At 72.4% G+C, this 12,254-nt stretch carries 12 protein-coding genes; 8 read left to right on the top strand and 4 right to left on the bottom strand.

Features of this window, described 5'->3' with window-relative positions:
- Positions 1-41: 41 nt before the first annotated feature.
- On the top strand, positions 42-818 hold the full coding sequence (locus ACFVUH_RS03055) for a hypothetical protein (RefSeq protein WP_387910810.1): 777 nt from the start codon (positions 42-44) through the stop codon (positions 816-818).
- 230 nt (positions 819-1,048) lie between these two features.
- A complete protein-coding gene (locus ACFVUH_RS03050; RefSeq protein ID WP_387910808.1) occupies positions 1,049-1,774 on the top strand; it encodes a VOC family protein in 726 nt (241 codons plus the stop codon).
- Between the two features lie 9 nt (positions 1,775-1,783).
- Here the strand turns inward: ACFVUH_RS03050 and ACFVUH_RS03045 are convergent, their stop codons facing one another.
- Entirely contained in the window at positions 1,784-2,329 is a 546-nt protein-coding gene (locus ACFVUH_RS03045) for a hemerythrin domain-containing protein (RefSeq protein ID WP_387910806.1), read from the bottom strand.
- A gap of 133 nt (positions 2,330-2,462) precedes the next feature.
- Positions 2,463-3,059, bottom strand: a complete 597-nt coding sequence (locus ACFVUH_RS03040) for a TIGR03086 family metal-binding protein (RefSeq protein ID WP_355368634.1) — start codon at positions 3,057-3,059, stop codon at positions 2,463-2,465.
- Between the two features lie 194 nt (positions 3,060-3,253).
- On the opposite strand from ACFVUH_RS03040, the gene ACFVUH_RS03035 reads away from it, so the two are divergent.
- Together ACFVUH_RS03035 and ACFVUH_RS03030 are read left to right on the top strand one after the other, a co-directional pair.
- Positions 3,254-3,826: a DoxX family membrane protein gene (locus tag ACFVUH_RS03035; protein ID WP_355368632.1), complete on the top strand. Its 573-nt coding sequence runs from the start codon at positions 3,254-3,256 to the stop codon at positions 3,824-3,826.
- Positions 3,827-4,259: 433 nt separating this feature from the next.
- Positions 4,260-6,812 (top strand): collagenase, encoded by a 2,553-nt coding sequence (locus ACFVUH_RS03030; protein ID WP_387910804.1) that lies wholly within the window; start codon positions 4,260-4,262, stop codon positions 6,810-6,812.
- 95 nt (positions 6,813-6,907) lie between these two features.
- Here ACFVUH_RS03030 and ACFVUH_RS03025 read toward each other — a convergent pair whose 3' ends face one another.
- Positions 6,908-7,693, bottom strand: coding sequence for a protein phosphatase 2C domain-containing protein (locus ACFVUH_RS03025; protein ID WP_355368628.1), 786 nt, complete (start codon positions 7,691-7,693; stop codon positions 6,908-6,910).
- Positions 7,694-7,843: 150 nt separating this feature from the next.
- On the opposite strand from ACFVUH_RS03025, the gene ACFVUH_RS03020 reads away from it, so the two are divergent.
- The 4 genes from ACFVUH_RS03020 to ACFVUH_RS03005 all read left to right on the top strand — a co-directional run bounded on the left by ACFVUH_RS03020 (position 7,844) and on the right by ACFVUH_RS03005 (position 11,621).
- Complete coding sequence (locus ACFVUH_RS03020) at positions 7,844-8,440, top strand: helix-turn-helix domain-containing protein (RefSeq protein WP_355368626.1); 597 nt, start codon at positions 7,844-7,846, stop codon at positions 8,438-8,440.
- Positions 8,441-8,553: 113 nt separating this feature from the next.
- Entirely contained in the window at positions 8,554-9,816 is a 1,263-nt protein-coding gene (locus ACFVUH_RS03015; RefSeq protein ID WP_387910801.1) for an MFS transporter, read from the top strand.
- A gap of 45 nt (positions 9,817-9,861) precedes the next feature.
- Positions 9,862-10,986 carry an LLM class flavin-dependent oxidoreductase gene (locus tag ACFVUH_RS03010; RefSeq protein WP_387910799.1) on the top strand — a complete coding sequence of 375 codons (1,125 nt, stop codon included), beginning with the start codon at positions 9,862-9,864 and terminating at the stop codon, positions 10,984-10,986.
- Positions 10,983-11,621 (top strand): FMN reductase, encoded by a 639-nt coding sequence (locus tag ACFVUH_RS03005; RefSeq protein ID WP_387910797.1) that lies wholly within the window; start codon positions 10,983-10,985, stop codon positions 11,619-11,621. Before ACFVUH_RS03010 ends, ACFVUH_RS03005 begins: the two co-directional genes overlap by 4 nt.
- A 103-nt stretch (positions 11,622-11,724) precedes the next feature.
- On the opposite strand, the gene ACFVUH_RS03000 is transcribed toward ACFVUH_RS03005, so the two are convergent.
- Positions 11,725-12,144: a winged helix-turn-helix transcriptional regulator gene (locus tag ACFVUH_RS03000; protein ID WP_387910796.1), complete on the bottom strand. Its 420-nt coding sequence runs from the start codon at positions 12,142-12,144 to the stop codon at positions 11,725-11,727.
- Positions 12,145-12,254: the final 110 nt, after the last annotated feature.

The following is a 12,254-nucleotide window of genomic DNA, read 5'->3' as shown; positions in this document are numbered from 1 at the left end:
CGGGTGACGGACTGTCGGACCCCTCGGCTAGCGTCAGCGCCATGAACTCCGTGACCGCAGCCGTCCCCGCCCCCGAGGCGATCACCGCGCTCCTCGACGTGCTGGGCGCCGAGGCGTCGGCGCGCGGTGTCGACGAGCGGGCGGTCCGCCGGGCGTTCGAGGCCGAGCGCCCGGGGCCGCTGCCCGACCACTGGTGGCTGGCCGTCCCGGGCGAGGCGTACGAGGAGGCGTTCGCCGCGCTGGGGCTGCACGACCGGATCCCCGTCACCGTCCGCTACGGGCTGGCCGCCCAGGAGGAGGACGAGAAGTCCGCGCCCGAGCGGGTGCACCGGGTGTTCGTCACGCCCGAGTACGCGGGGTGGCGGCTGATCTACGCGGAGTCCCCGCTGCGGGAGACGACGTGGTGGCCGCACGAGGTGGTCGAGCGCCTCAGCGCCGCCTGCGGCCGGGCCCAGGTGTTCTTCCAGGACCCGTTCGCCGACTCCGTGATCTGGGCCGCCGCCGAGCACGGCAGCCTGGTGCGCGGCTACTGGCGCTACGGCGAGCCGGAGTGGACGGGGGAGCCGCTGCCCTGGGAGCCGCTGCCCCTCCCCGACGGACCGGACGGCGAGTCCGACGAGGAGGAGAGCGACGCGTTCGACGAGGACGGCGTCGAGCCCAACGCCTCGCTGGTCGATTCGATCGGCCGGGCCGCCGCCGGCCTCTCCGTGAACCCCGCGGCGATCACCGCCGACACCCCGGTCCGAGGCCACGGCTGGCTGGCCCTGACCGTCCCGGGCGCCGGCCACGGAGGCTTCGGGGGTGCGCCCGTGCTCTGACCCACGGAGCGGGGCCGCACCCGCGCACACCTCTCATCTCCACCGTCCCGCGCGCTGATCCGCCGCGAACCGCCCGGCACACCCTAGGCTGAACTCGCCCGGGCGGCCGGACGGCCGTGGGAGTCGGGAGGGGCCCGGCGGCCGGGGTCTCGGAGGTGGTCGCGATGGTCAGCGGTGGGACAACGGCCGAGGTGCGCTGCGTGGCGGCCGTCCCGTGCTGGGTGAGCCTGATGGCACGCGACCTCGATGCCGCCAAGGCCTTCTACGGGCCTTTGCTGGGCTGGGAGTTCGAGCCCGGGCCGGACCGCTTCGGCCCGTACGTGCACGCCGTGGCCGGCGGGGAGGCGGTAGCCGGGCTGGGGGTGGCGAGCGGCGGCTGGGGCATGCCCGTCGCCTGGACCAGCTACTTCGGCACCGAGAGCGCCGACGCCGCCGCCGACGCGGTCCGCGAGCGCGGGGCGACGCTCGCCGTCGGCCCGCTCTCCTTCGACGCGGGCCGGGTGGCCTTCGCCGCGGACCCGGCGGGCGCGGTGTTCGGCATCTGGGAGGGCACGCTGGGCCGGGCCCGGCGGCTGAACCTCCTCGGCGCGCCGGTCTGGATCGAGCTGCGCACCCCGGACCCGTTCGCCGCCGCGCTCTTCTACGGCGAGGTGTTCCGCTGGGACGGCCGGGACCCGGAGCGGTTCGAGGTCCGCTGGGAGCACGACCGGGTGGTGCTGCGCGCCGAGGGGCACAGCGTCGCCGCACTCGCGAGGGAGCAGGCGAGCGGCCCGGCGGGGATGCCGCCGCACTGGGAGGTGTCGTTCTCGGTGCCGGACACCGACGCGGCGCTGGCCAGGGCGGCGGAGCTCGGCGGCAGCGCGATCGGCCCGGCGTTCGACTCGCCCTACGGGCGGGTGGCCCGGCTCCAGGATCCGGAGGGCGGCCGGTTCGCGGTGGTCAGCGCCAAGCCCTGAGCCACGAGCTCACGGTCCGGCCTCGGCGATCTCCGCCCGGTCGGCCCGCAGCCGTTCGGCGAGTGCGTTCCGGGTGGCGGCCGGGAGGGCCTTGCGGGCCGCGGTGAACAGCTGCTTCTCCTCGGTCGCCAGGTGGCGGCGCAGCAGCTCGGCCAGTCCGCGCAGCAGGGTGTCGAGGGCGGGGTCGCCGGGCGGCAGCGCCTGCAGGTCGGCGAGGTACTGGCCGATCGCGAGGTGGTCGTGGATGCACCGGAAGACCAGTGCACCGCCGTCCGGCACATCGTGCTGGACGACCGGGAACAGGTGCTCCTCCTCCGCCGCGCAGTGGCTGAACAGCAGGTCGGTGAGCCGCCCGATCAGCTGATCCAGCTCTGCCGCGCGGCCCGCTCCGTCGGCGGCCCCGTCGCCCGTGGCCGCGCCGGGCCGGACCCCGGCCCCGCCGTCCGTGCCGTCGGCGCCGGGGTTCGGCCCGGCGGCCTCGATCCGGGCGAGCAGTTCCTCCACCGCGCGGTGCTCCGCGGTGAACTCGCCGAGGATGTCCGGCCTGCGGCTCATGGCGTGCCCGCCTCTCCGGTCTGCTGCGGTTCCGCCCCCGACACCTCCAGTATCCGGCGGCGTGCCCGTTGTCCGGGCGGCGCGGCGGAAGGGGAGCCGTCGGCGAGGTCCACTCGCCGGGGAAAGGCGCAGGTCAGGGGCGGTCCCGGCGTCCGGTGAGCGCGAGCATCCGGGTCTGCGGCCCGGCGTCGTCCGGGACCGGCAGCGGCGGGTCGAACATCCCGCTGCCCGAGAGGTCGCCGTAGCCGGCGTACTCGGCGAGCGCGAAGTCCACCAGTTCCTCCGGCAGCCGGGTGAGCCGGCCGGTGCCCTCGGCGAGGTCCCAGGTGTGCACGACGGCGTCGGCGGTGAGCTGGTCCAGGTAGTACTGGCCGGAGACGTCGCCGAAGGACAGGTGCACGGTGAGGTCGGTGGCGCCGGGGACGGCGAAGGCGTCACGTGCGGCGTCCGCGGCGGCGGTCCAGGCGGCGACGGGGTCGTCACCGAGGACGTCGCCGTCGAAACGGGCGCCGACCTCGCCGATGGTGGCGCCCATCAGCAGCTCGGGCACCCAGAGCTGCTCGCCGGTGAGGTGGTTGACCAGGTCGCGGACGGTCCAGTCGGCGCACGGGGTGGGTGCGTCCCACTGGGCGGGGGTGATCAGCCGGACCCGTTCGGTGAAGGCTGCGAGGGCCTCGGCGTGCGGGGTGCCCTTGTCCTGTGCGCGCCGGTGTTCGTTGCGATGTGCCATGTCCAGAGGGTGCCCCGCCTGGTGCCTTCGTACGCCGGTCTACACCACTGCTGACTTGATCACGCCAAGATTTCATGCCGCGCCAGTTGTTCAAATTCAAACTTGCAGGTACGGTCTCATCACCCCACTGGTTCGAATTTGAACAAATCCGGACCGAAATCGACGAACCCCCCTTTTTTTTCCTGGAGACGCGCATGCCGAGCAGCAGCCCGAGCACGACCGCCCCCACCAACCCCACCGCTGCGGCCGGGAGAACTCCCGGATCCGCGATCACCTCCCCGCACGCCTACGACGCAGGCCTCCTGCTGCTGCGCGTGGCCCTCGGCCTGACCATGGCCGCGCACGGCAGCCAGAAGCTGTTCGGCTGGTTCGGCGGCGGCGGGATCGACGGCACCGGCGCCTTCTTCGACATGAAGGGCTACCCGGCGCCCAAGGCCATGGCCGTCGTGGCCGGCCTCTCCGAGGCCGGCGGCGGACTGGCGCTCGCCGTCGGTCTGCTGGCCCCGCTGGCGGCCGCCGCGATCCTGGGCACCATGCTCAACGCCCTCGCCGTCACGTGGAGCGGCAAGTTCTTCGCGATGGACGGCGGCAGCGAGTACGAACTGATCCTGCTCGCCGCCGCGGCGGCGCTCGCACTGACCGGCCCCGGCCGGTACGCCGTGGACCGCTACCTGCCGGTGGTGCGTTCGCACCGGCTGTCGTACGGCGCGGCGGCCGTCGTGATCGGCCTGGTCACCGCGGGTGCGGTGCTCCTCGTCCGCAACTGACGCGCCGCAGCTGACGCGCCGAAACTGCGCGCTGCACCTGCACGCTGCAACTCACGCACCACAACTGACGTACCGTGACCGACGCGCCGCAAACGCGCGTGTTGAGGCGGCGTCAGTCGCCGTCCGCGAGGGCCGCCGGTCGACCGACCGGCGGCCTTTGCCATTGTGTGGTCGCCCTCTGCCGTTCTGCGGTCGTTCGGTGAAGTTCCTGTGGGGAAGCGACAGTTGTCGGTTCTGGGCCTTCCTAGGCCATGTGATGCGTGCAATTGTACATGTCACACCCCCACCGATGCTCGAGGGAGCCGCCCCAACGGTGCCCTTGCAACGGTCCTCACCACCCCCACCGGCCGCGCCCCCACGCGGCCGACGAAGGCCCGGAGGCCCCCACGTGAGAGCCGCACGCCCTTTGTACCAACACCCGTATTTCGCGAGGATGTTGACGCTCGTCCTCGCGATGTTCGTGGCGGTCGGACTGTTCGCCCCGCGCGCTCAGGCCGCCCCCGCCCCGGTCTCGGTGAAGCCCGGCGCGGGCTCGCCCGCCACCTCGGCCGGACCCGCCGGCCTGGCCCCGCAGCCCGCGATCGGCGGTGCGCCGGACGTCCACGGCACGGAGAACCCGGCGCCGGCCCGTGACCGCGCCCCCTTCTCCACCGCGGACCCCTCGCGCACCGCGACCCTGTCGAAGCCGGAGCAGAAGGCCCAGCAGAAGGCCGAGCTGGCCAAGTCGTTCGGCGAGAGCGCCCCCATGGCTCTCGGCGAGCAGCCCTGCAACATCCCGGACTTCAGCCGGACCGGCGCCGCCCTGGTGCAGGCCGTCAAGTCGGCCGACCTCGGCTGCGTCAACGACCTGTTCCTGCTGACCGGCGGGGACGCGAGCGCGACGTTCCGCGAGTCCCAGATGGTCACGGTGGCGGACGCCCTGCGCGACAACGCCGCCAACTACCCGGGCGACAACTCCACCTCCACCGCCCAGCTGGTGCTGTTCCTGCGGGCCGGCTACTACGTGCAGTGGTACCACGCCTCCGACGTGGGCACCTACGGCACCGCCCTGCAGACCTCGATCCGCGGCGCGCTGGACTCCTTCTTCAACAGCGCGCACTCCCGTGACGTCTCCGCCGCCAACGCGGGCACGCTCGGGGAGGCGATCACCCTGATCGACAGCGCGCAGGAGAACGTCCGCTACCTGCCGTTGGTCAAGCGCCTGTTGGGCGACTACGACGCCGCCACCCACAACCCGGCGAACATGGGCAACGCGCTCAACAGCGTGTTCACCGTGCTGTGGCGCGGCCACCAGACGAAGGGCTTCGTCGAGGCGGTGCAGGCCGACCCGAGCGTGCTCGACGCGCTCTACGCCTTCGCCACCGCCAACAGTGCCCTGCTCGGCGGCGACTACACCTTCCTGGTCTACAATGCGACCCGCGAGCTGGGCCGCTTCGTGCAGTACACCGCGCTGCAGCCCAAGGTCCGCCCGCTGATGAAGGGCCTGGCCGACCAGTCCTCGCCGAGCGGCCGCACCTCCTACGAGTGGGCCGCCGTCGCCGAGATGGCCGATGCCTACGACGCCGGCAACTGCTCCTCCTACGGCACCTGCGACGCCCCGGCCCGGCTCAAGTCGGCCGTCCTGACGGTCGACTTCACCTGCAGCCCGAGCATCCGGATCCTCGCCCAGGCGCTGGACTCCGCCCAGCTCGCCACCACCTGCTCCAGCCTCACCGGACAGGACGCCTACTTCCACTCCGTGGCCAAGGACAACGGCCCGGTCGCGGACGACAAGAACACCACCATCGAGGTCGTGGTCTTCCACTCGCGCTTCGACTACGCGGTGTTCGCGGCCGGCATCTACAAGATCGACACCAACAACGGCGGCATGTACCTGGAGGGCAAGCCCAACGAGGCCGGCAACCAGCCGCGCTTCCTGGCCTACGAGGCCGACTGGGCCCGCCCGGACTTCCAGATCTGGAACCTCAACCACGAGTACACCCACTACCTCGACGGCCGGTTCGACATGTACGGCGACTTCGACGCCGGTCTGACCACCCCGACCGTCTGGTGGGTCGAGGGCTTCGCCGAGTACGTCTCGTACTCGTACCGCAAGGAGACCAACGACGGCGCGATCGCCGCCGCCGGCCGTCACACCTACCGGCTCTCCGACCTCTTCGACACCGTGTACGGCGACCAGGACCGCGTCTACCGGTGGGGCTACCTGGCCGTCCGCTACATGCTGGAGCAGCACCGCTCCGACATGGACGCGGTGCTCGCCAAGTACCGCACCGGCGACTGGGAGGGCGCCCGCACCATCCTCAAGACCACCATCGGCACCCGCTACGACGCAGACTTCGACAGCTGGCTGACCGCCTGCGCGGGCGGCGCCTGCGGCGGCAGCACCAACCCGCCCGGCAACCAGCCGCCGACCGCCGCCTTCACCACCGCGGTCTCCGGCCAGTCGGTGACCTTCACCGACCGCTCGACCGACCAGGACGGCACCATCGCCTCCCGCGCCTGGGACTTCGGTGACGGCACCACCGACACCGCGGCCAACCCGGCCAAGACGTACGCCAAGGCCGGTACCTTCACCGTCACGCTCACGGTGACCGACGACAAGGGCGCCACCGCGAGCACCCGCCAGGACGTCACCGTCGGCTCCGGTGGCTCCGGCGGGGACTGCACCAGCGCCGACACCCGCCAGCTGGACCGGAACTGCGGGCGCGGCAACGTGGCGGCGACCACCGGCAACTACGCGCACTTCTACCTGTTCCTGCCGGCCGGGGTGACGCAGCTCAAGCTCACCAGCACGGGCGGCACCGGCAACGCCGACCTCTACTACAACGGCGGCGGCTGGGCGTACACCGACGCCTACACGGCCAAGTCCACCAACGCCGACAACAGCGAGACCCTGACCATCACCAACCCGCCGGCCGGCTACGTCTTCCTGAGCCTCTACGCCCAGGAAGGGTTCTCCGGCGCGACCATCAAGGCCGAGTACTGACCGAGGAGTACCGGCCGAGCACCGAGGAGTCGACCGACCAGCACTGAACGAGGGCCCCGGCGGTTCGCCGCCGGGGCCCTCCCGCGTCGCCACGGCTACGCCACGATCCGCACCAGCGCGAGCGTGATGTTGTCCGGCCCGCCGGCCTCGATCGCGGCCTTCCAGAGCTCGAACGCCGCCCGCCCGTCGGCCCGTTCGGCCTCCTCCGGCGGGCGGGCCAGCAGGGCCGAGAGCTCCTCGTCCGGCACCGGGTCGGTCAGCCCGTCGCTGCACACCAGGTACCGGTCGCCGACGGCCAGCGGCGCGCTGCGGACGTGCGGCTCGACGAAGGTCAGGCCGAGTGAGCCGCCGAGGGTCTGGGTGACCACCGAGGTGGTGCGCCGTCCGGGCGGCAGCGGCGGGCTGTCGTCCACACTGACCCGGCGCAGCGCGCCCCCGCCGTCGTCCTCGCTCCCGCCCTCGCCGACGCGGTAGACGCGGCTGTCGCCGACGTTGAAGACCACGGCCTGATCCGCCAGCAGTACCAGGCCCGCCACCGTGGTGCCCATCGCGGCCAGCCCGGGATCCCCGCCGGCGGCGGCGTACACGTCCTGGTTGCAGCCCTGGAGGGCGTCGCGGACGCTCTCCTCGCCGTCGAGCGCCGGTCCGCTCGCGGCCAGCCGCCGGGCGACGAGGGCGCTGGCGATCTCGCCGCCGGGGTGTCCGCCGAGCCCGTCGGCGACCGCGACCACGCAGGGCGGGCCGAGCGGGAAGAGCAGGGTCTGCGGGTTGGTGGTGACGGTCGCGCAGAGCGTCCACGGCCCGACGGTGAGGCTGTCCTCGTTCTGCTCGCGCACCAGCCCCTCGTGGCTCAGCGCGCTCACCGCGATGTACGCCGCCATCGGTTCGCCGCCCTTCGTCTGCTCCGGCCGACCGCTTCCGGCTCCTCCCATTGTCCCGCGCCGCCGCCGCGCCGGCCGGGGGAGCGGGGGTGGGGGAGCGGGGGCCGCACGGTATTGCACCGAGCGATCCAAAACGGCTACGGTGCTGCCATGGCGAGACCACGCACCTTCGACGAGGACCGGGCGCTGGACGCGGCGATGCGGGCGTTCTGGGCGAACGGCTACGAGGCCACCTCCACCCAGGACCTCTGCGAGGCGACCGGTCTCGGGCGGAGCAGCATCTACAACACGTTCAGCAGCAAGCGCGACCTCTTCAAGAGGTCGCTGGACCGCTACAACGAGCTGATGACCGTCCCGCAGGTCGCGTTGCTCGAGGACGTGGCGCTGCCCCCGCTGGAGCGGATCCGGCTGCTGCTCGCCCGGGTCGTCGACGGGGAGTTCGAGTACCGCCCGGACGGGCGCAGCGTCGGCTGCCTGACCGTGAACACCGTCGTCGAGCCGGCCGGGCGCGATCCGGAGGCGGCCGCGGTGCTGGCCCGGGACCAGGAGGTGCGGCTCGCCGCACTGGGAGCCGCGATCGGCGCCGGGCAGCGTGCCGGTGAGATCGCCGGGCGCCGTGAGGCGGGCGAGCTGGCCCGGTTCGTGAACGCGGTGATCGCCGGGATGCGGGTCGCCGCCAAGGGCGGGGCCGACCGGGCCGCCGTCGAGGCCGTCGCCGCCACCGCGATGGACGCGCTCACGCCCTGACCCGCGAGCCGGCCGCCGCGCCGCCCGCCCGTTCCCTCGTCCACCCTGCTGCCCTGCGTTCGCCTGCCCAAATTTTGAACCGATCAATCCAAAACTATCGGGGGAGCACTCCCATGCCACCTGCCGTGTACGTCCTCGCCCTCGGCATCTTCGCGATGGTGACCAGTGAGTTCGCCGTCGCCGGGCTGATGCCGCAGCTGGCGGAGGGCCTCGACGCGACGGTCCCGCAGATCGGCTACCTGATCACCGCCTTCTCCGCCGCGATGTCCCTCGGCGGCCCCTTCCTCACCGTCTCGCTCCTGCGGATGCGCCAGAAGCGGGCGTTGATGCTGCTGTTCGCGATCTTCCTGGTCGGCAACCTGCTCGCCGCGACCGCCTCCGGCTATTCGGTGATGCTGGTCGCCCGGGTGGTCAGCGGGATCGCCGCGCAGGCCTTCTTCGGCATCTCGATCTCGCTCTGCGCCCAGCTGGCCCGCCCCGAGTTGCGCGGCCGGTCGATCGCGGTGCTGATGAACGGCCTGATGCTCGGCACCCTGCTCGGCCTGCCGCTGGCCACCGTCGTCGGGGAGCACCTCGGCTGGCGGGCGGCGTTCTGGGCGGTGGCCGTGCTCACCGTGGCGGTCGCGCTGGCCACCCTCGCCGGGGTGCCGGATGCCGACCATGCCGAGGGCGGTGGCTCGCTCCGCGCGGAGTTCGGCGTTCTGCGCAACGGGAGGCTCTGGCTGGCGTTCGTCACCAGCACCCTGATCATCGGCGCCACCTTCTCGCTGTTCAGCTACGTCAACCCGGTCCTGACCGAGATCACCGGCTTCTCGGCCGGTTCCGTCCCGCTGCTGCTCGTCGCCTACGGTGCGGCGACCGTGGTCGGCAACACCGTGGTCGGCCGGCTCGCCGACCGGTACGCGCTGCCGGTGCTCGGCGTCGGCCTGGCGCTGAACACCGTCTTCCTGGCCGGTCTCGCGCTCTTCGCCCAGCTCCGGGTGCCGGCGGTCGGCCTGCTGCTCGGCGTCGGCCTGGTCGGCGTCACCATGAACCCGGCGATGGCCTCGCGGGTCCAGCGGATCGGCAACGCCCGTCCGCTGGTGAACACCCTCCACAACTCCTTCATCACGCTGGGCGTCATCCTCAGTTCCCTGCTCGGCGGGCTCGCCATCGAGGTCCGGGGCCTGCGCGCCGCCCTCTGGCTGGGGGTGGCGCTGGCCGTCGCGGGCCTGCTGACCCTGCTCCCGGACGCGCTGCGCGCCCGCCGGGCGGTTCGCGCGGCTCCCGTGGCCGCGGGGCGCGGTGCGGCCTCGGAACAGGGGCCGGGCGCGGAGGGGAATAACACCCGGGTGGCGGATGCTAAAGTGGTTGAAACTTTGACGATCGGATCCTGAACCAGGTTTCACCTGCGGGATTCAACCTGGAGTGTGGTGAGCAACATGCAGTTCGGAATCTTCACCGTCGGCGATGTCACCCCCGACCCGACGACCGGCCGCACCCCGACCGAGCACGAGCGGATCAAGGCCACGGTGGCCATCGCCCGCAAGGCGGAGGAGGTCGGCCTGGACGTCTTCGCGACCGGCGAGCACCACAACCCGCCGTTCGTGCCGTCCTCGCCGACCACCCTGCTCGGCTACATCGCCGCGCAGACCGAGCGCATCATCCTCTCCACCTCGACCACGCTGATCACCACCAACGACCCGGTGAAGATCGCCGAGGACTACGCGGTGCTGCAGCACCTCGCCGAGGGCCGGGTGGACCTCATGATGGGCCGCGGCAACACCGGCCCGGTCTACCCGTGGTTCGGCAAGGACATCCGCCAGGGCATCCCGCTCGCGATCGAGAACTACGCGCTGCTGCACCAGCTGTGGCGCGAGGACGTGGTCGACTGGTCGGGCCGCTTCCGCACCCCGCTGCAGTCCTTCACCGCCACCCCGCGCCCGCTCGACGGCGTCCCGCCGTTCGTCTGGCACGGCTCGATCCGCAGCCCGGAGATCGCCGAGCAGGCCGCGTACTACGGTGACGGCTTCTTCGCGAACAACATCTTCTGGCCCAAGGAGCACTTCAAGAAGCTGATCAACCTCTACCGCGAGCGCTACGCCCACTACGGGCACGGCACCCCCGAGCAGGCCATCGTCGGCCTCGGCGGCCAGGTGTTCATGCGCAAGAACTCGCAGGACGCGGTGCGCGAGTTCCGCCCGTACTTCGACAACGCGCCGGTGTACGGACACGGGCCGTCGCTGGAGGAGTTCACCGCGGAGACCCCGCTCACCGTCGGCAGCCCGCAGGAGGTCATCGAGAAGACCCTGACCTTCCGCGAGACCTTCGGCGACTACCAGCGCCAGCTGTTCCTGATGGACCACGCCGGCCTGCCGCTGAAGACCGTGCTGGAGCAGCTGGACCTGCTCGGCGAGGAGGTCGTGCCGGTGCTGCGCGAGGAGTTCGCCAAGGGCCGCCCGGCCGAGGTCCCGGACGCCCCGACCCACGCCTCGCTGGTCGCGGCCGACCGCGTCCGCCGGGAGCAGGAGCAGAACACCGAGGAGAACACGGAGGCGACCAAGTGACCGCGTACCGACTGGTGGTGATCAGCGCCGGGCTGAGCAAGCCGTCCTCGACCCGACTGCTCGCGGACCGGCTGGCCGAGTCGACGGTGCGCCGGCTCGCCCTCGACGGGCGGGAGGCGGACGTCACGGTGATCGAACTGCGTGACCTCGCCACCGAGATCGCGAACAACTTCGTCACCGGCTTCCCCGGCCCCGCGCTGCGCGAGGCGATCGAGGCGGTCACCCGGGCCGACGGGCTGATCGCCGTGTCGCCGATCTTCGCCGCGTCCTACAGCGGGCTGTTCAAGTCGTTCTTCGACGTGCTCGACCCCGACGCGCTCACCGGCAAGCCGGTGCTGATCGCCGCCACCGGCGGTACGCCCCGGCACTCGCTGGCACTGGAGCACGCCGTCCGGCCGCTGTTCGGCTACCTGCGCTCGGTGGTCGTCCCGACCTCGGTCTACGCGGCCACCGACGACTGGGGCGGCACGGGCGACCGGCTCACCGACGGGCTCCCGGGCCGGATCGACCGGGCCGCCGGCGAACTCGCCGGGCTGCTCGCCGGCCGTGCCCCCAGCGGGCCGGCGGCGGACGGCGGGGAGCGGGCGGAGACCGTGATGCCGTTCGCCGAGCAGCTGGCGGCCCTGCGGGTCTGACGGCGGCGGGGGGGTACACGGCGGGGGGTGCATGACGAGGGGCGGGCCCAGGAGACCGGGCCCGCCCCTCGTCGTGCTCTCCGCCGTGCGCCTCGCCGTGCGTTCAGCCCACCCGGGCGTCGTACGACGCGCGGGCCGCCGCGATCTCCTGCTGGTGCGCCTCGGTCCAGGCGATCAGCGAGCGGACGGTCTCGTGCAGCGTCCGCCCCAGCGGCGTCAGCGCGTAGTCCACCCGGGGCGGCACCACCGGGTGCACCGTGCGCTCGACCAGGCCGTCCCGTTCCAGCTGCCGCAGCGTGACGGTCAGCATCCGCTGGCTGACCCCGTCGATCTCGCGCCGCAGCTCGGTGAAGCGCAGCGAGCCACGGTCCAGCAGCGCGATCACCAGCAGCGACCACTTGTCGGCGATCCGGTCGAGGATCTGCCGCACCTCGCAGTCCTCCCGGGTGTCCCACTGGAACACGTCGTAGTCGCCCCCGGTATCCGCACAGTGCGTCGGTGACTTCAAAGTGCCTTCTTCCATGGCTCCTGATGCTGCCTCAGGATGGCCGGTGGTTACAAGAGGGAACCGACCGGCCGAAGGGGAACCGCCCCGTCCGGTGTCCCCGCCCCCCCGCGCACTCCCAGGAGACC

The organism is Kitasatospora sp. NPDC058032 (assembly GCF_042885845.1).
In the GTDB taxonomy this organism is placed as follows: domain Bacteria; phylum Actinomycetota; class Actinomycetes; order Streptomycetales; family Streptomycetaceae; genus Kitasatospora.
The sequence above is the reverse complement of the archived record's forward strand: the minus strand, read 5'-3'. Positions and strand labels throughout refer to the sequence as shown.

What these genes read in the sequence shown, in the direction of transcription:
- ACFVUH_RS03055 (WP_387910810.1), top strand. Translation starts at nt 42, where the DNA reads ATGAACTCCGTGACCGCAGCCGTCCCCGCCCCCGAGGCGATCACCGCG.
- ACFVUH_RS03050 (WP_387910808.1), top strand. Translation starts at nt 1,049, where the DNA reads ATGGCACGCGACCTCGATGCCGCCAAGGCCTTCTACGGGCCTTTGCTG.
- ACFVUH_RS03045 (WP_387910806.1), bottom strand. Translation starts at nt 2,329, where the DNA reads ATGAGCCGCAGGCCGGACATCCTCGGCGAGTTCACCGCGGAGCACCGC.
- ACFVUH_RS03040 (WP_355368634.1), bottom strand. Translation starts at nt 3,059, where the DNA reads ATGGCACATCGCAACGAACACCGGCGCGCACAGGACAAGGGCACCCCG.
- ACFVUH_RS03035 (WP_355368632.1), top strand. Translation starts at nt 3,254, where the DNA reads ATGCCGAGCAGCAGCCCGAGCACGACCGCCCCCACCAACCCCACCGCT.
- ACFVUH_RS03030 (WP_387910804.1), top strand. Translation starts at nt 4,260, where the DNA reads ATGTTGACGCTCGTCCTCGCGATGTTCGTGGCGGTCGGACTGTTCGCC.
- ACFVUH_RS03025 (WP_355368628.1), bottom strand. Translation starts at nt 7,693, where the DNA reads ATGGCGGCGTACATCGCGGTGAGCGCGCTGAGCCACGAGGGGCTGGTG.
- ACFVUH_RS03020 (WP_355368626.1), top strand. Translation starts at nt 7,844, where the DNA reads ATGGCGAGACCACGCACCTTCGACGAGGACCGGGCGCTGGACGCGGCG.
- ACFVUH_RS03015 (WP_387910801.1), top strand. Translation starts at nt 8,554, where the DNA reads ATGCCACCTGCCGTGTACGTCCTCGCCCTCGGCATCTTCGCGATGGTG.
- ACFVUH_RS03010 (WP_387910799.1), top strand. Translation starts at nt 9,862, where the DNA reads ATGCAGTTCGGAATCTTCACCGTCGGCGATGTCACCCCCGACCCGACG.
- ACFVUH_RS03000 (WP_387910796.1), bottom strand. Translation starts at nt 12,144, where the DNA reads ATGGAAGAAGGCACTTTGAAGTCACCGACGCACTGTGCGGATACCGGG.